This is a genomic window from Anabaena cylindrica UHCC 0172, from assembly GCF_034931625.1.
GTDB lineage: Bacteria > Cyanobacteriota > Cyanobacteriia > Cyanobacteriales > Nostocaceae > Anabaena > Anabaena cylindrica_A.
The window spans coordinates 1-24,417 of the sequence record NZ_JAYGGY010000100.1; the positions used below are offsets into that span (position 1 = coordinate 1).

General features: G+C 38.2%; 26 protein-coding genes and 1 pseudogene. 15 read left to right on the forward strand and 12 right to left on the reverse strand.

Annotated elements, in window-relative coordinates; translation table 11 throughout:
- Positions 1–126: 126 nt before the first annotated feature.
- Complete coding sequence (locus VB713_RS22370) at positions 127–717, reverse strand: thylakoid membrane photosystem I accumulation factor (RefSeq protein ID WP_323313710.1); 591 nt, start codon at positions 715–717, stop codon at positions 127–129.
- 374 nt (positions 718–1,091) lie between these two features.
- Here VB713_RS22370 and VB713_RS22375 point away from each other — a divergent pair, with 374 nt between their 5' ends.
- Complete coding sequence (locus VB713_RS22375; protein WP_323313711.1) at positions 1,092–2,429, forward strand: Mur ligase family protein; 1,338 nt, start codon at positions 1,092–1,094, stop codon at positions 2,427–2,429.
- A 69-nt stretch (positions 2,430–2,498) separates the two neighbouring features.
- On the opposite strand, the gene ilvA is transcribed toward VB713_RS22375, so the two are convergent.
- Complete coding sequence (gene ilvA / locus VB713_RS22380; RefSeq protein ID WP_323313712.1) at positions 2,499–4,010, reverse strand: threonine ammonia-lyase, biosynthetic; 1,512 nt, start codon at positions 4,008–4,010, stop codon at positions 2,499–2,501.
- 153 nt (positions 4,011–4,163) lie between these two features.
- Between ilvA and VB713_RS22385 the strand changes: the two genes are divergently transcribed.
- Positions 4,164–5,264, forward strand: a complete 1,101-nt coding sequence (locus VB713_RS22385; protein ID WP_323313713.1) for an AAA family ATPase — start codon at positions 4,164–4,166, stop codon at positions 5,262–5,264.
- A gap of 101 nt (positions 5,265–5,365) precedes the next feature.
- Positions 5,366–6,097 carry a hypothetical protein gene (locus VB713_RS22390; RefSeq protein ID WP_416242474.1) on the forward strand — a complete coding sequence of 244 codons (732 nt, stop codon included), beginning with the start codon at positions 5,366–5,368 and terminating at the stop codon, positions 6,095–6,097.
- Here the strand turns inward: VB713_RS22390 and VB713_RS28320 are convergent.
- A pseudogene (locus tag VB713_RS28320) lies at positions 6,087–6,224 on the reverse strand (threonine ammonia-lyase, biosynthetic); the annotation flags it as partial. The gene VB713_RS22390 and the pseudogene VB713_RS28320 sit on opposite strands and share 11 nt — an antisense overlap.
- A gap of 25 nt (positions 6,225–6,249) precedes the next feature.
- Here VB713_RS28320 and VB713_RS22395 point away from each other — a divergent pair.
- From VB713_RS22395 to VB713_RS22410, 4 genes are all read left to right on the forward strand, one after another.
- Positions 6,250–7,035: a hypothetical protein gene (locus tag VB713_RS22395; RefSeq protein WP_323313715.1), complete on the forward strand. Its 786-nt coding sequence runs from the start codon at positions 6,250–6,252 to the stop codon at positions 7,033–7,035.
- The gene (locus VB713_RS22400; protein ID WP_323313716.1) at positions 7,025–7,516 is read left to right on the forward strand and encodes a hypothetical protein; all 492 of its coding nucleotides are present in this window, start codon (positions 7,025–7,027) and stop codon (positions 7,514–7,516) included. The genes VB713_RS22395 and VB713_RS22400 overlap by 11 nt, the downstream gene beginning before the upstream one ends.
- Before the next feature lie 69 nt (positions 7,517–7,585).
- Positions 7,586–7,801, forward strand: coding sequence for a hypothetical protein (locus VB713_RS22405; RefSeq protein ID WP_323313717.1), 216 nt, complete (start codon positions 7,586–7,588; stop codon positions 7,799–7,801).
- On the forward strand, positions 7,794–8,171 hold the full coding sequence (locus VB713_RS22410; protein WP_323313718.1) for a transcriptional regulator: 378 nt from the start codon (positions 7,794–7,796) through the stop codon (positions 8,169–8,171). Before VB713_RS22405 ends, VB713_RS22410 begins: the two co-directional genes overlap by 8 nt.
- A 98-nt stretch (positions 8,172–8,269) precedes the next feature.
- Here VB713_RS22410 and VB713_RS22415 read toward each other — a convergent pair whose 3' ends face one another.
- From VB713_RS22415 to VB713_RS22430, 4 genes are all read right to left on the reverse strand, one after another.
- The gene (locus VB713_RS22415; RefSeq protein ID WP_323313719.1) at positions 8,270–8,635 is read right to left on the reverse strand and encodes a type II toxin-antitoxin system RelE/ParE family toxin; all 366 of its coding nucleotides are present in this window, start codon (positions 8,633–8,635) and stop codon (positions 8,270–8,272) included.
- Positions 8,625–8,849, reverse strand: coding sequence for a hypothetical protein (locus tag VB713_RS22420; RefSeq protein ID WP_323313720.1), 225 nt, complete (start codon positions 8,847–8,849; stop codon positions 8,625–8,627). Before VB713_RS22420 ends, VB713_RS22415 begins: the two co-directional genes overlap by 11 nt.
- Before the next feature lie 127 nt (positions 8,850–8,976).
- Positions 8,977–9,381, reverse strand: coding sequence for a type II toxin-antitoxin system tRNA(fMet)-specific endonuclease VapC (gene vapC, locus VB713_RS22425; protein ID WP_323313721.1), 405 nt, complete (start codon positions 9,379–9,381; stop codon positions 8,977–8,979).
- Positions 9,381–9,602 carry a hypothetical protein gene (locus VB713_RS22430; protein ID WP_323313722.1) on the reverse strand — a complete coding sequence of 74 codons (222 nt, stop codon included), beginning with the start codon at positions 9,600–9,602 and terminating at the stop codon, positions 9,381–9,383. Before VB713_RS22430 ends, vapC begins: the two co-directional genes overlap by 1 nt.
- A 317-nt stretch (positions 9,603–9,919) precedes the next feature.
- Here VB713_RS22430 and VB713_RS22435 point away from each other — a divergent pair, with 317 nt between their 5' ends.
- The 3 genes from VB713_RS22435 to VB713_RS22445 all read left to right on the forward strand — a co-directional run bounded on the left by VB713_RS22435 (position 9,920) and on the right by VB713_RS22445 (position 13,417).
- The gene (locus VB713_RS22435; RefSeq protein ID WP_323313723.1) at positions 9,920–10,441 is read left to right on the forward strand and encodes a Ycf51 family protein; all 522 of its coding nucleotides are present in this window, start codon (positions 9,920–9,922) and stop codon (positions 10,439–10,441) included.
- Positions 10,442–10,885: 444 nt separating this feature from the next.
- Positions 10,886–12,052, forward strand: a complete 1,167-nt coding sequence (locus tag VB713_RS22440) for an iron-containing alcohol dehydrogenase family protein (RefSeq protein ID WP_323313724.1) — start codon at positions 10,886–10,888, stop codon at positions 12,050–12,052.
- A 159-nt stretch (positions 12,053–12,211) separates the two neighbouring features.
- Positions 12,212–13,417, forward strand: coding sequence for an aspartate aminotransferase (locus tag VB713_RS22445; RefSeq protein ID WP_323313725.1), 1,206 nt, complete (start codon positions 12,212–12,214; stop codon positions 13,415–13,417).
- A gap of 124 nt (positions 13,418–13,541) precedes the next feature.
- Here the strand turns inward: VB713_RS22445 and dnaK are convergent, their stop codons facing one another.
- Entirely contained in the window at positions 13,542–15,449 is a 1,908-nt protein-coding gene (dnaK, locus tag VB713_RS22450; protein WP_323313726.1) for a molecular chaperone DnaK, read from the reverse strand.
- 452 nt (positions 15,450–15,901) lie between these two features.
- Between dnaK and VB713_RS22455 the strand changes: the two genes are divergently transcribed.
- Positions 15,902–16,696: an Rpn family recombination-promoting nuclease/putative transposase gene (locus tag VB713_RS22455; RefSeq protein ID WP_323313727.1), complete on the forward strand. Its 795-nt coding sequence runs from the start codon at positions 15,902–15,904 to the stop codon at positions 16,694–16,696.
- A 300-nt stretch (positions 16,697–16,996) separates the two neighbouring features.
- On the opposite strand, the gene arsC is transcribed toward VB713_RS22455, so the two are convergent.
- From arsC to VB713_RS22475, 4 genes are all read right to left on the reverse strand, one after another.
- Positions 16,997–17,392: an arsenate reductase, glutathione/glutaredoxin type gene (gene arsC / locus VB713_RS22460; RefSeq protein ID WP_323313728.1), complete on the reverse strand. Its 396-nt coding sequence runs from the start codon at positions 17,390–17,392 to the stop codon at positions 16,997–16,999.
- Between the two features lie 22 nt (positions 17,393–17,414).
- The gene (gene arsH, locus VB713_RS22465) at positions 17,415–18,065 is read right to left on the reverse strand and encodes an arsenical resistance protein ArsH (RefSeq protein ID WP_323313729.1); all 651 of its coding nucleotides are present in this window, start codon (positions 18,063–18,065) and stop codon (positions 17,415–17,417) included.
- Between the two features lie 10 nt (positions 18,066–18,075).
- Positions 18,076–18,771: an MIP family channel protein gene (locus tag VB713_RS22470; protein ID WP_323313730.1), complete on the reverse strand. Its 696-nt coding sequence runs from the start codon at positions 18,769–18,771 to the stop codon at positions 18,076–18,078.
- Between the two features lie 276 nt (positions 18,772–19,047).
- Positions 19,048–19,371: a metalloregulator ArsR/SmtB family transcription factor gene (locus tag VB713_RS22475; RefSeq protein WP_323313731.1), complete on the reverse strand. Its 324-nt coding sequence runs from the start codon at positions 19,369–19,371 to the stop codon at positions 19,048–19,050.
- A gap of 681 nt (positions 19,372–20,052) precedes the next feature.
- Between VB713_RS22475 and VB713_RS22480 the strand changes: the two genes are divergently transcribed.
- The 4 genes from VB713_RS22480 to VB713_RS22495 all read left to right on the forward strand — a co-directional run bounded on the left by VB713_RS22480 (position 20,053) and on the right by VB713_RS22495 (position 24,385).
- On the forward strand, positions 20,053–20,244 hold the full coding sequence (locus VB713_RS22480) for a hypothetical protein (RefSeq protein WP_323313732.1): 192 nt from the start codon (positions 20,053–20,055) through the stop codon (positions 20,242–20,244).
- Between the two features lie 269 nt (positions 20,245–20,513).
- The gene (locus VB713_RS22485; RefSeq protein WP_323313733.1) at positions 20,514–21,929 is read left to right on the forward strand and encodes an ATP-binding protein; all 1,416 of its coding nucleotides are present in this window, start codon (positions 20,514–20,516) and stop codon (positions 21,927–21,929) included.
- A 10-nt stretch (positions 21,930–21,939) separates the two neighbouring features.
- Positions 21,940–23,319, forward strand: coding sequence for a tetratricopeptide repeat protein (locus VB713_RS22490; RefSeq protein WP_323313734.1), 1,380 nt, complete (start codon positions 21,940–21,942; stop codon positions 23,317–23,319).
- 241 nt (positions 23,320–23,560) lie between these two features.
- Entirely contained in the window at positions 23,561–24,385 is an 825-nt protein-coding gene (locus VB713_RS22495) for a Uma2 family endonuclease (RefSeq protein ID WP_323313735.1), read from the forward strand.
- Positions 24,386–24,417: the final 32 nt, after the last annotated feature.

Genomic DNA, 24,417 nt, shown 5'->3' on the forward strand with positions numbered 1-24,417 from the left:
AATCTCCGAGATACTTCGCTGCACTACGTTCCGCTCAGTATGACATAAGTCCAAAGTTCACCCGTTGGCAGTATAGCACTGTGCTTTACCCCTGTTGACTCAATTAAGTATCGTGTACGGAAATTTTTACTGGCTTAACTCACTGCTATATTCATTAAATGAACGTTGCTTGAACTCAATGGACTGGTCACGGGGTAATAAATCAAACACTTCTCTAAATTTATCGTCTATCTCTTCAAAAGGTACTTGACCTTTTTTATTCAAGATAACTTTACCCGACTTGTCAAAGATGACAACTTGTGGTACAACCCCTGAATAGTAGTATCCTGGTTCTGTGGGTTCATAGGTTTCCTTGCTGGGGATAGTATCAACACTGATAGGGATAATCTCCACACCCCGTCCGTAAAATGCTTGAGTTTGGGAAATATAGACGGCATACTGTTTGCAATCTTTGCTATCATCCACATAAAATGCCAGAATTGCGGGTTTATGTTGTGCTAAAGTTTGAGCTAGAGTTTGTCTGGGAGGGACTAGGGAACCATTACCAGCAAAAACCACGAAAATATTACCTTCGTAACGATCATCTTTCATACCTGCAAAAGCTGGTTGCATACTAGTAATAAATACGCAAATCATCAGCACCAGGCATTTAGACACCAACTGTTTCCAGTTAGCAATTATTTTAATTTGTAAAAAAAGCCACTTTATGCTACTCATCAACAGGAACCTTTTAAGGTATTATTTTTTCTAAGTTTGTGCTGAATTCAGCCTAATAGGCTAGATATTATATACAGCAGATTACAGGTAAATGAGATACAAAGTTGAAATCAAAACATGGCTAACTCTACTCATGCTTTTACTCCTAACTCCTGAATTCTACTGTAATTACATCTACGCACCATTTTTTAAGATAACCTGTAATGGGTAATTGGTAATAGCTATTTGGTAATTGGTAAGAGTTTTCTGCATATCCGAGTCTCTATTCCCAATGATTCATAAATTTTGAATTGTTAATATGTGGCGTTTTGTGCCAAGATTCGCTACACTTGCAAGATTAATTTTGTAATTAAGACTATTAGTTAAAAACTGCTGTGGGAAAGAAAATACAACTTATAGATAGAGTCCGACTGGGTTTAGCAGTATCAATTGCTAAAAGTGTAACATTTTTAGTGCGCTCTCTGCGTCTCGGTGCTGCTAGTGTGTTACCAGGGTCTATTGCGCGACGCATTGAACCCCAAATTTTACAATTACTAAGTCAGCAAGTTAAAAACGGGATAATTCTGATTGCAGGAACCAATGGAAAAACGACAACAGCCTTGTTGTTATGTACCATTTTAGAACACAAAGGTTACAAAATTGCCCATAATTCTACTGGTGCAAATCTCGAAAATGGTTTAGCGACTGCTTTGATAGACAATGCTAACTTATTAGGTTCTCTAAATGTAGACTATGCGATTTTGGAAGTTGATGAAAATATTGTCCCCAAGGTATTAAAACCTCTGCAACCAAGGGTTATTCTCTGTTTAAATTTATTCCGTGACCAACTCGATAGATATGGGGAGGTTGACACCATTAGTAAAAAATGGACAAAGGTTATTTCTACTTTACCCGCAGAAACAGTAGTTATTCCCAATGCTGATGATCCAACTTTATCATATTTAGGTCAACAGTTAAATCAAAAGGTGTTGTTCTTTGGTTTAAATGAACCAAAACATTATTTAGAAGCAATTCCTCATGCTGTTGATTCTATTTTTTGTCCTAAATGTGGGCATTCTCTAGATTATGAGGGTGTTTATCTATCTCATTTGGGAGATTTCACTTGTCCTAGTTGTGGTTTTACGAAGAGTAAACCAACTTTAGAAAGTGGTGAATGGTCACAAATTTTAGTGGGTTTATACAATAAATATAATACTTTAGCCGCAGCAACAGCAGCCAAAGAATTAGGAGTTGATGAAGTAACAATTAGAGAAACAGTTAACACTTTTCAAGCTGCTTTTGGTCGTGCAGAAGATTTGGTAATTGACGGTAAAAAGGTGCGGATTTTGTTATCAAAAAATCCTGTGGGGACAAATGAAACTATTCGAGTTGTGACTGAAAGTACAGATAAAACTACTTTGTTGGTTTTGAATGACCGCACTCCTGATGGTACTGATGTATCCTGGATTTGGGATGTAGATACTGAAAAACTGGTAGAACGGGGTGGGACTTTGGTGGTGAGTGGCGATCGCGTGTATGATATGGCGTTAAGGTTGCGCTATAGTCAAAAATCTGCCCAGAGTAACCTGAATTTGATTGTAGAGGAAGATTTGCGAAGTGCGATCGCTACAGCTTTAGAACATACACCAGCAAATGAAACTTTACACATTCTCCCTACTTATTCAGCGATGTTAGAAGTACGGGAAGTTCTCACTGGGAGGCAAATTCTTTAACGATTCAGGAAACTTTGTAAAGACGTTCCATGGAACGTCTCTACATTATTTTTCGGAGATGTTTAATGACTAACCCAAAAATAGCTTATATGCGGGATTTTGACTTTCATTCCAATAGCGATAACCCAAGGAATCAAGGAATATTTGCCATTCTGACATTTCATGAGGTGGTACTTGCATTCCTACCACAATGCGCCCATAATCTGCACCATTGTTGCGATAGTGAAATAAGCTGATATTCCAGTCAGGAGACATGGAACCAACAAATTTCATTAATGCACCGGGACGTTCGGGAAATTCAAACCGATATAATAATTCATTGTGGGCAAGGGTAGAATGTCCTCCTACCATGTGCCGTAAATGCAATTTTGTAAGTTCATCATCTGTTAAATCAATGGTTTTCAAGCCATTATTTTCAAATTTTTCGACTATTTGGGCAGCGTCAGCGCGGTTTTGAATCTGCACACCGACAAAAATATGAGCTTCTTGGTTATCTGCAATGCGGTAATTAAATTCTGTCAAATTTCTGTTACCAATACATTCACAAAACTGACGCAGACTTCCAGGTGATTCCGGTATTGTCACAGCAAAAATGGCTTCTCGACGTTCCCCAAATTCCGCTCTTTCTGCCACAAAACGGAGGCGGTCAAAGTTCATGTTAGCACCGCAAGCAACAGCGATGAGAGTTTCTCCTTGGATTTGTTCTCGTTCAGCGTAGACTTTAGCAGCTGCGATCGCTAATGCCCCCGCAGGTTCTAAAATAGAACGAGTATCTTCAAACACATCTTTTATCGCCGCACAGGTAGCATCCGTATCCACCAAAATGATTTCATCCACATATTGCTGACACAATCGGAATGTCTCTTCCCCCACTTCCCGCACCGCTACCCCATCAGCAAATAACCCCACCTGAGACAACCGCACCCGATGACCGGCCTTGAGAGATTGAGACATAGCATCAGCGTCTACAGGTTCCACACCGATAATTTTGATTTCTGGACGCAACCGTTTCACATAAGCCGCAATACCCGAAATTAAACCCCCCCCACCAATAGCCACAAAGATTGCATGGATAGGTTGTTGATATTGTCGCAGTATTTCCATGCCAATGGTTCCCTGTCCAGCGATGACATCAGGATCATCAAATGGGTGTATAAATGTTAACCCTTTTTCCGCTTCTAATTGCCGGGCGTGGGCATAGGCATCATCATAGTTATTGCCATATAAAACCACCTCTCCCCCCCGCGCTTTTACTGCGTCTATCTTTACCTGGGGGGTTATTACAGGCATAACAATTATTGCTGTTGTTCCCAAGCGACTGGCAGCTAAGGCTACACCTTGGGCATGGTTGCCAGCAGAAGCGGCAATGACACCTTGTTTAAGTAAATCTGTGGGTAGGTTGACCATTTTGTTATATGCCCCCCGCAGCTTGAAGGAGAAGACAGACTGCATATCTTCCCGTTTCAGCAGCAGTTTGTTATTGATGCGGTTGGAGAGGTTGGGAGCATATTCCAGTGGTGTTTCCTGGGCTACATCATAGACGCGGGCGGTGAGGATTTGTACCAGGTAGTCGCAATACATATCAAGGGGTGCAATTGGGGTTGGATTGTTAATTCTACCGCTTGTTGGGTAGTTGAGGTGAAGTGGTCAGATTTATTATTGCTGATATATTCGCTAAAATCATGATTATGAAGATATGATCAGTGTAATTCACCCAAAAAAAGCGACTAGCAAATGAAGGTAGAATCACTGTATATTCAAAACTTCAAAAAGTTTCAAGATTTGAGGATCTCTTTTAAAAACAAAATCCTTGATGAAGTGAGCGATCGCTTTCTGATTCTAGGTGATAATGGTTCTGGTAAAACAACATTATTACAGGCGATCGCTTTACCATTAGCATTAGCAACTGGACGCATTCAAAAAGTTTCTGATTTTGATTGGATTGGCTTTTTACCTGGACGTTATTGGCGATGGGGAACCCCAAGAATTGAATTAGACGTATCTTTTGAAGAAGAAGAACTAGAAGTAACTCGTGAAATTGCAAAAAGATGGTATTATTCTCTACCACCTGATTTTCGTCCTGATTCATTTATTACACCGGGAAATAGTCGGGTAGTTAAAGTTATTTTAAATGGAGAACATTGGAAGGCTGGTAACACTCCAGAGGAACACGCTCAGTTTCGAGGACGCTATTACACACAAAGTTTTATCAATCGTGGTGATCAATCAGTTCGACATTACTTTTCTCAACTACCTGGAATTTTTTGGTTTGATCAGTTTCGGAATTTAGGAACTCCTACTCAAGAAACAGGAGAAGGTAATAAAGAACTGAGAAGTGAAACTTCCTTTGAATTGGGTGTTGGTCGTTTACGACAATATCTAATTCGTTGGAAACGTAGGCAAGAAGCAGGTATTAATTCTGAAAATGATTACCTCCAACAGCTAGAAAAATTATATAAAAAGGTATTCCCTGATCGTTATTTTGCAGAAAATTTAGAAGAACTGCCTAGCATAGATTCTCCCACAGAAGAAACTACATACTTCTTACTCAGTGACGGAAATCGCACTTATGATGTTGCTGAGATGTCTGCCGGTGAACAATCAATTTTTCCTATCCTCTACGAGTTTGTTAGACAGCAAATTGTATATTCAGTTGTATTAATTGATGAAATAGACTTAAATTTACATCCTTCATCATCTCAATTTCTTACAGGTCAATTAATGAAAATTGCACCAACTTGTCAATTCATTATCACAACTCATTCCGAAGCAGTAAGCAATGTCATTAGTGAAAGTGATAGATATCGGCTATCAGGAGGAGTGTTGTGTCTGTAAGTGTTCTTTACTGTGAAGGAAACTCTGGCAGTTATGATATCAGACTTCTTCGTCAACTTTTACCTAAATGTGAAATTAAGCCCCTTGGGGGAAAAAGTTTTATGGAAAAAATTATTCCTGATAGAGACGTAATCCCAAATCTAGCTGGAATAGTTGATCGTGATTTTGATAACTATGATTTTACTCCTACAAATTCACCACTTCCCTACAACTATGAAGGAATACAAATAGGTTGGAAGTGGCAAAGGAAAGAGATAGAAAATTATTTAATTGACCCAGTAGTTGTACAGCGTACTATTAGAAATAAAATTCCCTCTATGGATTCATACCGTGCAGCTTTAGATGAAGCTGCAAAAGAAATTGCAACCTATACAGCCGCTCGTTATGCTCTAGATTACTTTAAGTTTCCGAATTCTTGGGGGGAATCAATTCAAAAAAATGTATTTGGTTCAGAACATAGCTTTCCTCGGAGTAAAAATAAGAAAGCCTGCCAAACAAAAATACAAGAAATAGTTCAAAATAAGAAAGAAGTTCGTATAGTTACAGCAGATGCTGTTTTAGAAAAATTTGAAGAGTTACTTCCATCTTTTAGCCCTGGTGGATTTCATTTTGAACATTACCTCACTTTTTTTGCAGGTAAGGATTTATTGTGTAGCATGGAAAACAAATTAAAAGACTTTGGATTTCAAGCTAAAGCATCAGGAGTTAATAGTCCAATTCCAGATTTTTTAGACCAAGTTTTTAAGAAAATAGAGCGAGAGGAGGATATTTGGAAATGGCTACCAGAGTGGGAAGAGTTGAGGTTGCAATTTACCAATACTAATTTCTCATAAAGACCTGCTTCAGCAGCAGTTTGTTATTGATGCGGTTGGAGAGGTTAGGAGCATATTCCAGTGGTGTTTCCTGAGCTACATCATAGACGCGGGCGGTGAGGATTTGTACCAGGTAGTCGCAATACATATCAAGGTGTGCAATTGGGGTTGGATTGTTAATTTTACCGCTTGTTGGGGGGATGGGTTTTTGTGATGAGGGAATTTATTTTATATTGCTGTATTCCTTACCTGGAGTAATGGGAATTTTATATGAATTACAAGGTAAGACCTTTAAGCTAGTATATACAGTGTCTTCAGAACTAAAAATTGTAAAATTTTATGATTTTTACCAAATGTCTTACTCAATTGATTGGCAACAAAGCCTTGAAAATTTAAGCAATGTTGAGTTCAAAAAATATTCCTTTCCTCAAATTGGAGATCCTAAAAAATATATCAAAGCAATTGAAAATGTTTCTCATGGTGTGACAACACCTCATGACTTAGGTTTAGTGATGGGTAGTCAGGCAAGTAAAGCAAAAGATATTGCTCGTCGTGGATACTATTTCAGTGATTTCTTAACGGAAACAGGGCTATTAGAACTTGAGAAATTTGGTAAAAAATTATGTAAATATAGACTTACAAACAAAGGAGAATTAATTGCCAAAACTATTGACAGCAATACTAGATATCGTTTATTTGCTGAATCTTTACTAGGGTTTGTACCAATTCAAATAATTATTTCTGAAACTACCAGAGGAGAAAAACAGTTAACCCTAGAACTAATTTGTGATGTAATAAAAGATTGTTCACTAGATAGCTGTGGTGGTGCAACTCTACCTAGAAGAGCTAAATCTGTCAGAGCTTTGATTAATTGGTTATCTCGTTGGGCAGGTATTCCAATTTGCCGTGAAGGACAAGAAGGTGTACAACTTTATATTCCTTATATCTATGCTGACTAAATATTACGATTTTAAAACCCAAAGATCATTGGGTAAGCAGGGTGAACAAATAATAGATCAGTGGCTTCAAAGTAACTATAAAGTTACAGATGTTTCAGCTATAGCTCGGTATCAGGAAATAGGCATTGATCGCATTATAGAACGAAAAGATGGAACTTCTGCCACTGTAGAGTACAAGTATGATATGGCAGCAAAACGTACAGGAAATATTTTCTTTGAGACAGTTGCAGTTGACATCAAAAATATTCCTGGTTGGGGCTGGACTTCACAGGCTGATTATTGGATATTTTTGATACCACAACAAGAAATTATCATAATTCAGCCTGGTAATTTGAGATTACTTGTTTGGCAAAAGCATCTGTTTCTTAAAGAAAGAACCGTACCCAATAAGAACTATAATACTTTGGGAATCCCAGTACCATTATCCGATGTGAGAAAAATTGCATATCAGACTCACAAGTTATATCTTGAAAGGTTGTAATTTTAAGTAAATGCTGATTACTCACTTGTTAGTGCGATCGCTCATCTTTAAATCCCAGAGTTTTTTTAAATGGTTTCTACAGAACTACTCAACACCCTACACACCCTCAGCCGTGCAGATAAACTGTACATCATGCAAGTTTTAATATCTGAACTAGCGCAAGAAGAAACTAACTTAATTAAACCTGAGAAATCATATCCAGTTTGGTCGCCTTATGATGCTTTCGACGCTGCCAATACTATGTTAGAAGTCTTACAAGCAGCAAAATCTCAAAACAATGACTAATTCTGAAAGATATCCTTATCAACCAGGAATCATCAAAACAGAGGAAGAAAACGATCATTTTTTAGCAATTATGGAAGATTTACTTTCTCGTCCTCATCTCACACCAGAAGAGGATACATTATTAAAATTATTAGTCAGACTAATTGAAGATTTTGAAAATCAGCATTATCAGCTAAATATTTCTACACCTCGTTCCAGAATTTTGCATTTATTGGAAGCGCAGGATTTAGAAATAAGTGATTTAGCTTCTGTTTTTGATTTGAGTGAGTTAGTTTCTCAGGTAATTAATGGTGAAGTGAGAGTAACACTAAAACAAGCTGAGATGTTAGGTAAGCTGTTTCACGTTGATGGAAGTTTTTTTATTGAATAAAAGACACAAAGACGATATTCTTTCATCCTGTAAATCCTAAAATCCTGAACATCCTGATTCAGACAAAAAAATTAATGATGAATTACCATAACATTTGCTCATTCATCAATCTTATTCTGCTCAAAATCAGCTAATATTTGTTGAATTTCTTCTGCTACAATATCTTCCTGTTCAGATTTGGAATAGATAGTAACTAAAATAATCCTTGTAGAAGTTTTTAAATAATATATCAGCCGATATCCACCACTTTTCCCCTTTTGAATATCGCTATTTTTTACCCGAATCTTAAAAATTGTATAACCAACCCCAGAAACTTGATCACCAGGTAAATCACCTGATTGAAGTTTTTCAATAATTGGCTGGACATCTTTACGAATACTACGGTACTTTTTTGCTAAAATTCGCAAATTTCGTTGAAATTTAGCTGTTACCTCAACTAGAATTAAAGGTGAATCATTCTGCATCTATTCCTTCCCAAAGTTCAGAAATAGGCACAGTGTTACCATTAACGACATCATGCCAACCTTGACGAAAGCTTTCAGCAGCAGATTCAGATATTACCTCATCCTCAACTTGATTTCTACGAGATTTGATAAATAACAAAAAGTCTAATAATTCCTCGACTACCAAATCAGGAGATTGATTAATTTCTTGAATTAGTTTTTCTCTAGTAGACATTTTCTGATATATCATAATTCATCACACAGCATCAACTTTGAAAAGTGCTAATTAGTTGATTAATGATTTATTGTTTATTCTATCATATTTCTCATCTTGTAAATCCTGATATGGCTACGCTACGCTATCAGACAATTTCCCAGTCTTCCAATTGTAATTCAGGAATAAGTGAAAACTCCCTAGTATTGTGCGTAACTAATATCAAATTATTAGCTAAAGCAATAGCAGCAATTTGTAAATCATAAGCTCCGATTGGTGTTCCTTGAGCAGTAAGTCGAGCGCGAATATTACCAAAAATAGAAGCAGATTGATCATCAAAAGGTAAAGAAATAAACTGATTGAGAAATTCTTGCTGTAATTTCAGGTTACGTTCTGGATTAGCACTACGCATCGCACCATAAAATAATTCACTCTTCACAACTGAACAAACAGCAATTTCTGAAAGTGAAATATTATCCATTCTTTGCTTTAAATGCAGGTTTTTACCTTTGATATAAACAATGCAGGTATTGGTGTCTAGCAAATAAATCATCAGAATGTTTCTCTCTCTGGTTGTTCTAGTTGTGGATGTCTGATAAACGTTTCATCCTGAATACAACCATAAAAATCACTCAGCTTTGTTGTTTCTTGGGTTGCTGATGCTGTTTCATAAACAAGAATAATATCTAATTCCATCCCTTCTTTTGCTTCCGGTAACTGAATCTGTAAAATTCCATCTTTACCAATACGCGAGCGCACTCTAATACTTTGCATAATCAATCTTTCTCCCTATATTTTGACAGTTCCTATTTGATTATAAACAATTTTATTAAGCGTCATCCTTCATCAGCAACATTGTAATTTATTAAGCAGATTGTTTATTATCACTACCTTCATTGACTAGCTGGCTTGTACAACATAGATGTCTCTAACTTAAAATTATGGCAGAGTTGAGGGTGGTGATAAATTTAGGGTGATCAGCGGCTTTTCCTACTCTATGACGATAGACTCAGTTGTGGAAGTGCGATCGCTTGAGTCAACGCAGCGATCGCACCAACCAGTAAAATGGGTATGTCCGTAATTAAAACCCTATGTTCACCACATCTGATTTCCTGCAATATACTCAATGGTCAGGTATTGCGACGATAGCGTTTGCAGTCTTCACAATTCTAGCTTTTATCGTCAAATGGGGCTTTCGCTTTCGGCTGGTGGGTGCAACTGGCTTTATGATCGTGCTGACTGCTGGGTTATTTTCACTGTCTTTAGTCCCTCTAAGTCGCACAGTTATTCCTGGTGCAGTCAAATACACCCTAGTTTATGACAATGGTTCTAGCGAAGCGGTAATTGCGACTTCACCCCAAATTACCCCGACAGAATTAGAAGCAACTTTGCGTCAAGCAGCTAGTAATCTGTATTCTTTTGGTCGTTCAGGTAGCAAAGGAAACAACCAATTGACCATTCGCGCCCGTACTATTATTCATCCAGAACCAGGGATTACAGTACCTCTATATTTAGGCGAAGTAAAACGAACTTTGGTTAGTCGTGAAGATTCAGAAATGGCAGTGCAAGTATACCTAGATAAATTCGCTCAATTACCAAAACCCACAGCTTAACAGAGATTTGGGAGCGTGGGGAAATGGCAAGTATTACCTAATTCCCCGTCCCCAATCCCCAAATAACATAATCTTTTTGTGATTTACTATACAAAAAATATTATTTTTAGATTAAGATATTAAAACTTCAGAAATTTTACTATTAGGAAAAATGTATCACTTTGCTGGTTATCGGCAAGGCAGTTCCAAATAAAAAAATGTACAAAAATTTCTTGTGGTGCAGGCCGCAAAAGCCCGCTAATTAATAAAAGACAGACAGGACTTGTACTGAGCTTGTTGAAGTATGCCCATTCTACAAGATTGGATAATTTATTTTCAGGTGTTCCCTCAAAACGAAGGCTGATGCAAAGAGACTTTCAACTCTGTTCCCTATTCCCTATTCCCTGCTGTATATTGTTAATCTAATTTGATTAAGAAATATCAATTTTTGACATACTACTTATTATGCCTAATCAATCTTTATCTACCCAAACCACTAGTTCGTTAGTTGTACTCACAGTTTCTCCGGCTAAAGTTATCCGGGGTGCTAGTGTGTTAATCTCCGCCGCAGGAGAAATTGCCCGTTTGGGAACTCGTCCTTTAATTGTGGCAGGAGATCGCACTCTCAATATTAGCCAAGAGAGTTTACAACCCATTTTCCAAGCCGAAAATTTGCACACAGTTGCAGTTTCCTATGGTAAAGATTGTTGTGAAGCTAGTTTGAAAGCCTTACACAAAGTAGCAAAGGAACATCAAGCTGATGTCATTATCGGTGTTGGTGGTGGTAAAGCCCTGGATACAGCTAAGTTAGTCGCCCATCAATTACAGTTACCAGTTGTCACGATTCCTACTTCTGCGGCTACCTGTGCAGCGTGGACTGCCCTTTCTAATGTCTATTCTGAAGCTGGGGCGTTTTTATATGATGTGGCTTTGTCTCGCTGTCCTGACTTGCTAATTTTGGACTATGATTTGATTCAAACTGCACCACAACGGACTTTAGTTGCAGGGATTGGAGATGCGATCGCAAAATGGTATGAAGCTTCAGTCAGCAGTGGACACTTACAACAAACTCTAATTATTGCCGCAGTTCAACAAGCGCGGATTTTACGAGATATTTTATTACAAAAGTCCGATGTTGCCCTCAAAGAACCAGGTAGTGAAACTTGGCAGGAAGTTGTAGATGCGACAGTTTTACTCGCTGGAGTTATAGGTGGACTGGGTGGGGCGCAATGTCGCACTGTAGCTGCCCATGCAGTGCATAATGGTTTAACGCATATTTCTGGACATAGTAGCATTCATGGCGAAAAAGTCGCCTATGGCATCTTGGTACAACTGCGGTTGGAAGAAATGATTCAAGGAAATCAACTAGCAGCAGCAGCACGACAACAATTGTTGAAGTTCTATGCAGAGATTGGACTACCGCAAAAATTAGATGATTTGGGTTTAGGTAATATCACTCTGAGTGAGTTACAAACAGCAGCAGAAATTGCCTTAGATCCTCATTCCGACATCCATCGCTTACCTTTTAAAGTGGCGTTGGAACAATTAATGGCCGCAATGATTTCTACCACTGCACCAATAGATAGTAATCGTATTGACAAAAAGGGTGAACGGGTAATGGGTAATGGGTAATAGGTAATGGGTAATGGGTAATGGGTAATGGGTGGTTGATTCGGATTCCTACTTATTATCACTCGTTATTTCCCAGTCCCCAGTCCCCAGCCCCCAGTCCCTAGTCCCCAGTCCCCAATCCCCAGCCCCCAATCCCCTGTTTATATTCGAGGTTTTCAGATGAGTTTGAGTTGGATTACCCCCGCAGAACGTGTACAAAAACTGCCTCCTTATGTGTTTGCCCGTCTTGATGAATTGAAAGCCAAGGCCAGGGAACAAGGGCTAGATTTGATTGATTTGGGGATGGGAAACCCCGATGGACCCACACCTCAACCAGTGGTAGAAGCGGCAGTTGCAGCTTTGCAAAATCCTGCTAATCACGGTTATCCCCCATTTGAAGGTACTGCTAGTTTCCGCAAGGCAATTACCCAATGGTACAATCGCCGTTATGGTGTGGTGCTTGATCCTGATAGTGAGGCTTTACCTCTATTAGGTTCTAAGGAAGGTTTGGCACATTTAGCGATCGCTTACATTAATCCTGGTGATACTGTTTTAGTACCTTCACCCTCCTACCCTGTGCATTTCCGTGGTCCTGTTATTGCTGGGGGAGTGATTCACAATTTAATTCTCAAAGAAGAAAATAACTGGTTAATTGATTTAGCAGCTATTCCTGAAGAAGTAGCTAGAAAAGCCAAAATCCTCTATTTCAATTATCCCAGTAATCCCACCGCTGCCACCGCTCCTCGTGAATTTTTTGAAGAAATTGTGGCTTTTGCGCGGAAGTATGAAATCCTTTTAGTCCATGATTTATGTTACGCAGAATTAGCTTTTGATGGTTATCAACCCACTAGCTTATTAGAAATTCCCGGTGCCAAAGATATCGGTGTAGAATTTCATACCCTATCTAAAACCTATAATATGGCAGGTTGGCGTGTCGGGTTTGTCGTGGGAAATCGTCATGTGATCCAAGGTTTGCGGACTTTAAAAACTAATTTGGATTATGGCATTTTCTCCGCTTTACAAACTGCGGCAGAAACAGCTTTACAACTTCCAGACACGTATTTACACGAAGTCCAACAACGCTACCGCACCCGTCGTGATTTTCTAATTGATGGTTTAGGTGAGTTGGGTTGGCAGATTCCCAAAACTGAGGCAACTATGTATTTGTGGATAAAATGTCCTGAGGGGATGAATTCCACAGACTTTGCTTTGCACGTTCTACAACAAACAGGGGTTGTTCTCACTCCTGGTAATGCCTTTGGCGTGGGTGGAGAAGGCTATGTGAGAATTAGTTTAATAGCAGATTGCGATCGCTTGGGTGAAGCTTTACAAAGATTCAAGGAAGCGGGAATTCGCTATCAACCTGAAGTTGTTGTTTCTGCATAACAGTCTTTTCATTCATAATTAGAAGGAGCTAAGAATAATCTTGATATCCAAAAAAATACCCACCCAGGTCAACACCTGAATGGGTATTCAAAAAGGGAGTTTAATTACCCCCTAGAGAATAGAATTATTTGCTTTCAGTGAAATCAGCATCAATCACATCGTCACCACTGCCAGAAGGGGGAGTAGCACCGCCATCTTGAGGAGGTTCCGCACCAGGAGCCTCACCTGCACCAGCTTGTTGATAGATGTTACTACCAATAGCAAACAGAGCTTGTTGTAATTCTGGTGTCAGTTTCTGGATTTGCTCATCATCTTCCTTAGCCACCGCTTCCCGCACTTCTTTCACCAAACCTTCAACTTTGGTTTTGTCAGCTTCGGGAACTTTATCACCTAATTCTTGCAACTGCTTTTCAGCTTGGTATGCTAAAGAATCAGCTTGGTTCTTGCGTTCAATTTTCTCACGCCGTTCTTTGTCACTAGAAGCGTTTTGTTCAGCTTCGCGCACCATGCGGTCAACATCATTCTTATCTAAGGTAGAAGCGCCGGTAATGCTGATAGATTGTTCTTTACCAGTGCCTTTATCCTTAGCAGTGACGTTGAGGATACCGTTTGCGTCAATATCAAAGGTAACTTCAATTTGAGGAACGCCACGAGGTGCAGGGGGAATACCATCTAAACGGAAGGTTCCCAAACTCTTATTGTCGTTAGAAAATTCTCGTTCCCCTTGGAGGACATGAATTTCTACGTTGGTTTGACCGTCTACAGCAGTCGAGAAGACTTCTGATTTTTTGGTAGGAATTGTGGTGTTGCGAGGAATAATCTTGGTCATCACACCACCCAAGGTTTCTACACCCAAGGATAGTGGGGAAACGTCTAACAACAAGATACCTGTAACGTCACCAGCCAACACACCCGCTTGAATAGCTGCACCAACTGCCACCACTTCATCAGGGTTAACAGTTTGGTTGGGGTCTTTACCTAGCACCCGCTTCACTACATCTTGGACTGCGGGAATCCGGGTGGAACCACCAACTAGTACGACTTCATCAATGTTGCTTTTATTTAATTTGGCATCTCTGAGAGCATTTTCTACAGGGATGCGGCAACGGTCAATTAAGTCAGAGCAGAGTTCTTCAAATGTGCCACGAGTGAGAGTTGTATCCAGGTGCTTGGGGCCGTCCTGGGTAGCTGTAATGAATGGCAAGTTGATTTCGGCTTGGGTAACGCTAGAAAGCTCAATTTTGGCTTTTTCAGCGGCTTCTGTGAGACGTTGTAAGGCTTGTTTATCTTTACGTAAATCAATGCCTTCGTCTTTTTTGAATTTTTCAGCTAAAAAGTCAACGATTTTTTTATCGAAGTCGTCACCACCAAGGTGGGTATCGCCAGATGTTGCTAGTACTTCAAATACGCCGTCACCAACTTCTAGTACGGATACGTCGAAAGTACCACCACCAAGGTCAAAAACAAGGATGGTTTCGTTGCTCTTTTTATCGAAACCGTAAGCCAAGGAAGCGGCTGTAGGTTCGTTGATAATCCGCAGAACTTCAATTCCAGCGATTTTTCCAGCGTCTTTGGTTGCTTGGCGTTGGGAGTCGTTGAAGTATGCAGGAACGGTGATGACTGCTTGGGTAACGGTTTCACCCAGATATTTACTAGCGTCTTCTACTAGTTTGCGGAGGACTTGAGCAGAAATTTCTTCGGGAGAAAATTGTTTGCCAGCACCCGGTGAGTCTAGTTTGACGTTACCGCCACTGCCTAGCACTTTGTAAGATACTTCAGTGGTTTCCTTGGTAACTTCGTCATAACGACGACCGATGAAACGCTTAACCGAATAAAAGGTATTTTCGGGGTTCATCACCGCTTGACGTTTGGCAATTTGACCAACCAAGCGATCGCCATTTTTAGCGAATGCCACCACTGATGGTGTTGTCCGAAATCCTTCTGCATTAGCGATGACAGTGGGTTTACCACCTTCCATGACTGCTACGCAGGAGTTAGTCGTACCTAAATCAATTCCAACTACTTTTGCCATTTTATTTTGCTGGCTCCGTATAACTACAAATAAAGGACTAAATTTTTAACCAACTGATCGAAAAAACAGTCAGTTCAGCATGGTCTAGAGGGTATCGGGTCGAAACCGCAAGTTATGCTGATATATATACTGAACTCGTGTAGTCAGTCCATGAAGGGTGGTTTCCCGAACCTTGGGTAGGACGGTTATTTTTAAAAGGTGTTTTTAGTTGGTTCATGGATTGATTCTGTTCTCACTCTGACTAATGTATGAGAATTAATACGTTCATGAATTGGGGTGAACCGTAATCTCTAAGTCGTATTTGCCGTCAAAATGAGGGAATGGGGACTGGTGAGAGCATAAATAATGACCGACAATGAGCAAGATGTGAATATTTAAATTGTAGAAAATACTGGGGTAGACAGCGACGAGGTAAAATAGCGACAGTGCCGATTTCAGCATTTTATTCCAGAGTGAAAACAGACAGCATATTTTATCGCCTTTTTCAAGAGTTTCCCAGCATATTTTTTGAATTAATTGGCAACCAACCCCAAATAGCAGCGGACTATACCTTTTCTTCTGTCGAAATTAAGCAAACTGCATTTCGTATAGATGGGGTTTTTCTACCATCACAAGATAAGCAAAACCCGATTTATTTTGTAGAAGTACAGTTTCAAACCGATGCAGAAATTTATTTCCGGCTATTTTCGGAAATATCTTTATATTTACGGCAATATCAGCCTCAAAATCCTTGGAGAGGGGTTGTTATCTATCCCAGTCGTAGTTTAGATACAGCAGATACCCAACATTTCAGCGAATTTTTCACCAGTCAGCGTGTCAGCCGTATTTATCTGAATGAATTAGGTGAAAGTGCTTCTTTGCCTATTGGGATTGCTACTATAAAATTAATCATCGAGGATGAAGACAAAGCAATTACTACTGCTAAAGAGTTAATTAACAGAACCCAGCAGGAAATCAGCAATGAACAACAACGGCAGTTATTAGAATTAGTAGAAACTATCTTGGTTTATAAGTTTCCCAGAATGAGTCACAAGGAGATTGAGGCTATGTTTAGTTTAAGTGATTTGAAACAAACAAAAGTTTATCAAGAAGGTAGAGAAGAAGGTAGAGAAGAAGGCAGCTTGGAAGCAAAATTAGAATCTATACCTAGATTGTTAGCATTAAAATTGACGGTGGAACAAATTGCACAGGCTTTGAATTTAACAGTTGAAGCAGTGAAACAAGTTGCACAAGGAAATAAGTACTAAGACAGAATTAATTACACAATGTCATTGCGAATGGAACGAAGTGGAATGAAGCAATCGCAAGGGTTGGGATTGCTTCGCTTCGCTCGCAATGACTGTAAATATTTTTGTCCAATTACTTAAATAAGGCTTGCTGATAGCGTAGCGTAAGCCAAAAAATCTTTTGGTTAGGGCTAGGAGTCAGAATTAGAAAGAGGGAGGAATGCCCTAAATATCTAATTGCTAATAAATCTTAAACAAAAAAGCCTTATTCAATAAATAAGGCTTTTAGTTATCTTATACTTTCAAAATGGATTCTGATATTTAAGCTAAAGATGCAATTAACTTAATAACACGTTCCTTCACTTCATCTCGTACACGACGAAAAGTATCAAGATCATGACCTTCAGGATCATCAAGTTGCCAATCTGCAAATACTTCTCTTAATACCCATGCTTCAGGTAAATTCACACCACAACCACATAAAGAAATCACAGCATCAAAATCATCAGGATTAAAATTACTTAAAGCTTTAGAACTTTGATTGCTAATATCAATACCTATTTCTGCCATCACTTGGACAGAAATAGGATCTACCTCACTTGATGCTAAACCTGAACTCGAAACAGCAATTTTCCCTGATCCTAAAGTCTTAGCAAAACCCTCAGCCATTTGAGAACGACGGGAATTTTTTTTGCAAACAAACATTACTTTTTTCATGATTTTATTAATTGATAAACATTTATGAATTGACAGAAATATTAGCTAACTGAATAACCTCTTTGGCTGCTTTTTCCTTACGTTCACTGTAGCGGTCTGTAAGATGATCAACTTGGTCACGCAACAGTAGAGTAAACTTATATAATTCTTCCATTACATCAATTACTCGGTCACGATAAGGAGAATCTTTCATCGTTCCATCTTCGTTAAATTCTTGATAAGCTTTTGCTACCGAAGATTGGTTAGGAATCGTAAACATTCGCATCCAACGTCCTAAAATTCTCATTGTATTCACAGCATTAAAAGACTGAGAACCACCGCTAACTTGCATGACGGCTAAAGTTCTACCTTGAGTTGGTCTAACTGCACCTATACTCAAAGGAATCCAATCTATTTGGTTTTTGAGAATGCCTGTAATATTACCGTGCATTTCAGGAGAAGACCAAACTTGACCCTCAGACCATGTACTCAATTCTCGCAATTCTTGAACTTTAGAATGCGTATCACTAACACTACCATAAATTGGTAATTCACGAGGGTCAAAAAACCGAATTTCTGCACCAAATTCTTGCATAATTCTGGCAGCTTCTTCTGCTAACAAACGACTATAGGAACGTTCTCGCAAAGAACCATATAAAAATAAAATTCTTGGTGGATGATTGCAGGATGTCATTATTATTTTTTCAGTCTTGAAAATCTTGAAAACCATGAGAAATTATTCCATAAACTATGACAGCAAACTGTGAACCTAAAATCGGTGCTACCCAATAAACCCAATGATGCTGCCAAATTCCTCCTACTAAAGCTGGGCCAAAAGAACGGGCAGGATTCATGCTTGCACCAGTAATAGGACCCATAAAAGCCGCTTCCATTGCTACTGTTAAGCCTATAGCTAAACCAGCAAAACCAATGTGGGCGCGACGATCTAATCCAGATCCCAAAATCACAAACATTAAAATGAAAGTGAGGACTGTTTCTAATACTAAAGATTGCGGCCAATTACCATTTAGAGGAAGAGTTGCACCTAAGTTAGCAACTTTTCCTAAACTAATTAGTAATAAGCTAGAAGCCAATACGGAGCCTAATAACTGTGCAGAAATGTAGGGTAATACCCGCTTTTTGGGAAAAAATCCACTAGTCCAAAATGCTAGAGTTACTGCTGGGTTAAAGTGTGCGCCGCTAAGATGTCCTAAGCTGTAAATTAATGCAGAAACTACAGCCCCAAACACAAAACTAATTCCAATATGTGTGATGGCACCTTGACTGATGTTATTCACCATAATGGCACCAGTACCAGCAAATACTAAGATAAAAGTGCCAATTGCTTCTACTAAAAATTCTCGTCTAAATTGATAAATTTCTTGGATCAATAACTTCATTTGAGTTTAAATTTCTGAACTACAATAATTTTGTAAGTTTCTAATGAAAAAGGTACAGAAGCAAGAGAGTTAGCAATTATCGGTGCTTTTTGCAGATAGAAATTGACAAATGTACAAACTTCACCTTTGTTTAGAACACAGGCTGATATGGGTTAGTCATTTCAAAAAAAATTGATGGATTCAATAAATTAATAGGATAGCATTATTGAGGCGAATTAATCAAAAAATTTTGATGCGTTGAGTATGAGAGTTATAACTTTAACATTATCCACTTAGTTAATCACCACAAGAACGGGGTATTGACATGATATGTTCGAGGTGAAACTCAGCTAAATATTGATCTAAAACCTGAAATTGGGGCAGATTTAGGCTGTAATAAATCCAGCGTCCTTCCTGACGTGAGTTAACCAATCTAGCTTCCTTGAGATTTTTGAGGTGGAAGGATAGTTTGGACTGATTTATTCCCAACGCATCACATAAGTCACACACGCACAATTCACGCTGTCGCAGCAGTTCTAAAACGCTGATTCTAATGGGATCTGAAAGGGCGTGAAAGCCTGCGACGATGACGTTGTTAATAGCGGTGGTAGGAGTTGACATCAAATTACAGGAGATAAACTATCTCTATTCTGACGCAGAGACTAAAGCTTCAGGTGGATTCTGGGTAATGCGATCGCTTCAAGTGTAACCCTGTACCTAGATTTTTCGGTCAAATTCACGCTATATTATCATTCCTACACAAAAAAGCGATCGCAAAGTCAAAGTGGCTAGAGTGCGATCGCTAAATAGTCAAAAATTTTAAAAACTTGAATTAAGCATTAAATGCAACCTTCTTATCATTTCTGCGGATTCTAGCAGAAAATATACCCATTGCAGCTAAAGCAATCATTCCTATTTAAACCTAATCTCACGTCAAGCAAATAACATTGCTTATAAGATAGGTTTCTCCTTGACGCAATATTTAGAGAAAGCCAGAAGGTTTTATGCGATGTGGATAGGAGATTATTAACCTCATTTAAAGCAGATTTTTTGTAAACTATGTACCAAATAATACACAAATAGAAACAAACTGTCGTGTGATGAATCTTTGGAAGTCCCTAAAGCCTGTGAATCCTAGAGAATTGGAACGCAGGGCTAGTAACAATAGAAAGCGAGGGCGCTTATATCTGAGAAATTATACATATCTTTATCTCTGCATATATCATTTACTTGAATTATACACTTCCTCTTTCCGAGGATGTAGTTTATTATTGGGATTGTATACCTATTAGGTGACGTTCCATGTTTTTCAAGTCAAAGACTGCATCCCCATCGTCTCATAAAGAAATAGCCCTAAGCATCTTAGCAGGTTTCGCATTACTAGGACTTCTAGCTCTTTCCTTCACAGACAAAGATAGTCGTCAAGCATTTATAACTTTGTCTACTTTTAGTGTAGGTACAGCTATTGGCTATCTTGCACCTGGACAAAAATAAACCCCAATGTTTTCTAACATTGGGGTTTATTTCAGTTTGACTAGTTTTTCAGAGCGCTCTCACTTGGTGGTACAGGTGAGAGCTTTTATTTTAGTTTAACTTTCATTATCGAGACTTAGATAAAAACTAAGCACAAATAAAGCTATTACGTAGTGTAAAACCCACAACCATCTCAAGTCACCAGGTAATTGTGCGTTGTTTGTGCGTTTGGTTGTGCGATCGCTGACTAATCAGGTATCATTCTCTCAGTAACAGGGGGTGGGGATGAAATGGCCAGAAATAAACCAAAACTTTATAGGTTAACAAAAGCGGGGCATAGATTAGTCAAGGACGCATTAAAAAGCTTTGAATCAATTAGTAGTTTTGTAGTTGAAAAAAATCAACATCGTCAAACCTTTACAAAATTTCACGATGGTGATGGTGTAACGAGAGATACGGCTGAAACCTATTGTGATGTATTGGAAATTCCTAATTGGCGCGAAAATTGGGACGATATTGTTGAGCTTGTACCTGAAAAAATCACTGATTGGCCTGTTTATGATGATGGTTGGGTAGGACGCAAACAACTCGTTAGCTCATTGACAAAAAAGGTATGTGGCAACTGTAGGTTGTTGCTATTATTAGGAATTACAGGAATCGGTAAAACTGCCTTATCTGAACGCATTGCTGATGATATTCAAACCCGATTTACCAAGATTTTAAGGGTTAATTTTGATAGCGATGATAATCCAAAAGACTTTGTGAGTGTCGCGGGAAGGTGGTTAGAAGAATTAGGTATATTGATTGAAGACAAGCAAACGGGGGCGATTCTGAAGAGATTGGTGAACCATTTACGTGAGGAACGGATTTTAATTTTAATTGATTCTTTAGAAGCATTATTAATAGAAAGTGAAGATGGTTGGGGAGATTTTGAAGATGAATGGTGGTCTAAGTTTTTTGAGCATTTTTTAACTATAGAATCCTCTCAAAGTAGGTTAATTGTCACTTCTCAAGATTTACCCAGTAAAATTGAAACTTTAGCTTCTCGTTATCCTAATTTCTATCATCGTGAAATTTTGGAATGGTTACTGGAAGATGAACAAATTGCTTTATTTGAAAAAGCAGGGTTAGATGTTGATTTAGAATCAGAAGATAAACCAATACTATTGAGAATTGGTAAGATATATAAGGGACATCCATTAACTTTGCGCGTGATCAGTGGTGAAATAGTTGAATCTTTTGGTAGTAACACCCGTGCTTTTTGGCAAAATGTTGGTGATGAAATTGAGTTGGTAGAACAGCATTTAACAGAAGCAGAATCTGGTTTAAAATCAGAAGGTGTAGATGATGATTGGAAACTGCATAAATTGACAAGAAAAATTAGAAGTGAGGTTTATCGGCGCAGAGTAGATACAGTTTTTAAGCGACTAAAAAATCAAAATCCTGATGCTTATCTCCTGATTTGTCTGTCGGCAATATATCGTCGTCCTGTACAAGATAGCGGTTGGTTATTACAGCTAGATAAATATGTGAGACATTTTAGAAATGAAGTTTATAGTAAAGAGAAACAACAACAAGTATTAGATAATTTGTTTGCAAGGTTTTTAGTAGAAACTTCCATTAATCATGAAAACCATCGTGTTTTAGGACTTGATAATTTAATTCGCAGTGTAGCTTTAGAACATCGCCAGACTTTATTCACATAGTTTAATGATCATGTCAAATTTGACTAGAGGGCAACAATTATATATCGCATTAGAAATCAATCTTGATATCGTTCCACTTGATTGTCTTGATAAATATATTGCTATTGAATATTTCTTAACTATTGAGGATGAACCACCAGAAAATTCCAAAAATATCAAAAAAGTAGATCGCTATTTACAGGTTTTTAATCATCTTTGTGAGGCTTCAGAATGGCAAAAGGCCGCTTATGTTTTATCTTTTTGCTATACATCTAAACCACTTCATGAACAATTACGAATTTGGGGTTACTATCGAGAACAAATTGAACTATATCAAGCACTTTTAGGAAATGTAAACTCTGATTATGATATTATTTGTTTGTATGGATTAGGTAGAGCTTTCTATAATATTAGTAATTATGTTCAGTCTTTAAATTACTATCAACAACTACTAAAACTTGCGCGTTTAATAAATAATCGTCAAGCAGAAGCACTTGCTTTAGGTGGTTTTGGAGACATACAACATATTAAGAATAATAAGTCTGAAGAAGCGATAGTTTTTTACCAGCAACAATTAGATATTGCTCGTGAAATTGGAGATAGGGAACAAGAAAGTTATGCTCTGAATTTTTTAGGGTATGCTTTACATATGTTAGAATTAAACCAAGGTAAACGAGATTATCAACAAAAAGGATTAAATCATCTAGAAGAAGCTTTAGAGATAGCTCGAAACTTAGACAATCAGGAAATAGAAAGTATTTGTCTTAATAATATCAGTCAAATATATTTTAATCGTGGTCAATATGATCGGGCTTTAATATATCTTTTCCGACAATTAGAGATTTGTAAAAACAGCAATGATATACGTGGTAAATATTCAGCATTAGAACTTTTAGGTGAATGCTATATGATGTTAAAACAACCTGATCAGGCTAGGTCATATATACAAGAGGCATTAATAGTTACAGGGGAGATGGGTGATAAATATAGTAAAATAAGAACATTAAATGGATTAGGTGTACTTTATTGCTATAAATTGAAACGATATCAAGAAGCTTTGCCCTATTTTAAAAAAGCATTAGAGATAATACAGCAATTGAATATTGAAAGACATCTGGTTACAAGCGCTGTTAATATATCTGTTTGCTATAGTTACTTAGAAAACCACTACCAATCAACTTTATATCTGAATATGGCTCAGTCACTTGCCACAAAATCAAATTCTTTAGAAGATAAAGGACTAGTGACAATGGCCACAGCTAATAATTATTGGAGACGTGATAAAATTTGGTACAAAGGCTGGGGCATCCTGTTAGCAATAAAAGGACTGATGATTATTCCACCTTGGCGCAGCGCCAATGGACGGTTAGCAATGCAAGCTGCAATTAAGCAAGTATTTGGTTTGGAGTAGTTTTCAAGTATTTAATTGTCAGAATCATGACTTTCAGAATTTATAAGATTTCTCTAATACTCAGATTTCCAATTTATTCGATAGATAAAGGATTTATTTTCTGAACAGTTTATGTTTAATTATTTTGACTTACTTACATACATCCTGAAAATCCTTAAATCTTGTAAATCCTGATTCAGACACTTCAACTTTTTTGTGTCTACTGTTAAAATTAAACCAATATATATATCATGGAGTTACTATGGAAAGCACTCAAGCAGTGATTAATCCCACTACTCCCCCAGTTAAAAACATTCACACACCTAAATTCACATTACCAGATCATACGCAACTACCAGATTCAGACGGCACATTTGTGAAGAACTTTCAGGAGCATCCGCAAAGCATTGTTTTAACCAGTTCCATTGAGCCAGTATTACAGAAACTACATCCTGATGGAAACTATTGTATTGGACAAGATAGCGGTATTTACTGGCGTTTGACTGAACCACCAGAAAAAGGCGCAGAAGCTCCTGATTGGTTTTATGTGCCTAATGTACCACCATTCCTAAATGGAGAATATCGCCGTTCTTACGTGTTGTGGAAAGAGTTTGTTGCACCATTAATTGCAATTGAGTTTGTTTCGGGAAATGGTTCAGAAGAAAGAGACGCAACACCTCCTAGTGAAACAGAAAAAGCGGGAAAATTTTGGGTTTATGAACAAGCAATTCGGATTCCTTTTTATGCAATTTTTGAAGCGAGAAAAGCATTACTGGAAGTTTATCGCTTAGTTGACGGGCGTTATGAAAGGATGCAACCTAATGAGCATAATCATTTTCCGATTGCGCCAATGGCTGTAAAACTTGGTCTTAAAGAAGATGGAGGTGTACCCTGGATACGTTGGTGGGATGACACGGGAAATTTGTTGTTGACTGGTGATGAAAGGGCTGTAAAAGCTGAAGGAATTGCTGAACAAGCAAGATTAGCTCAACAACAAGCTGAGGGAGTTGCTGAACAAGAACGACAACAAAAGGAGAAGTTAGCAGCTTATTTAAGATCATTAGGTATCAATCCTGATGATATTTGAACCGTAGGTGTGTGATTTCTGCACTTATCGTA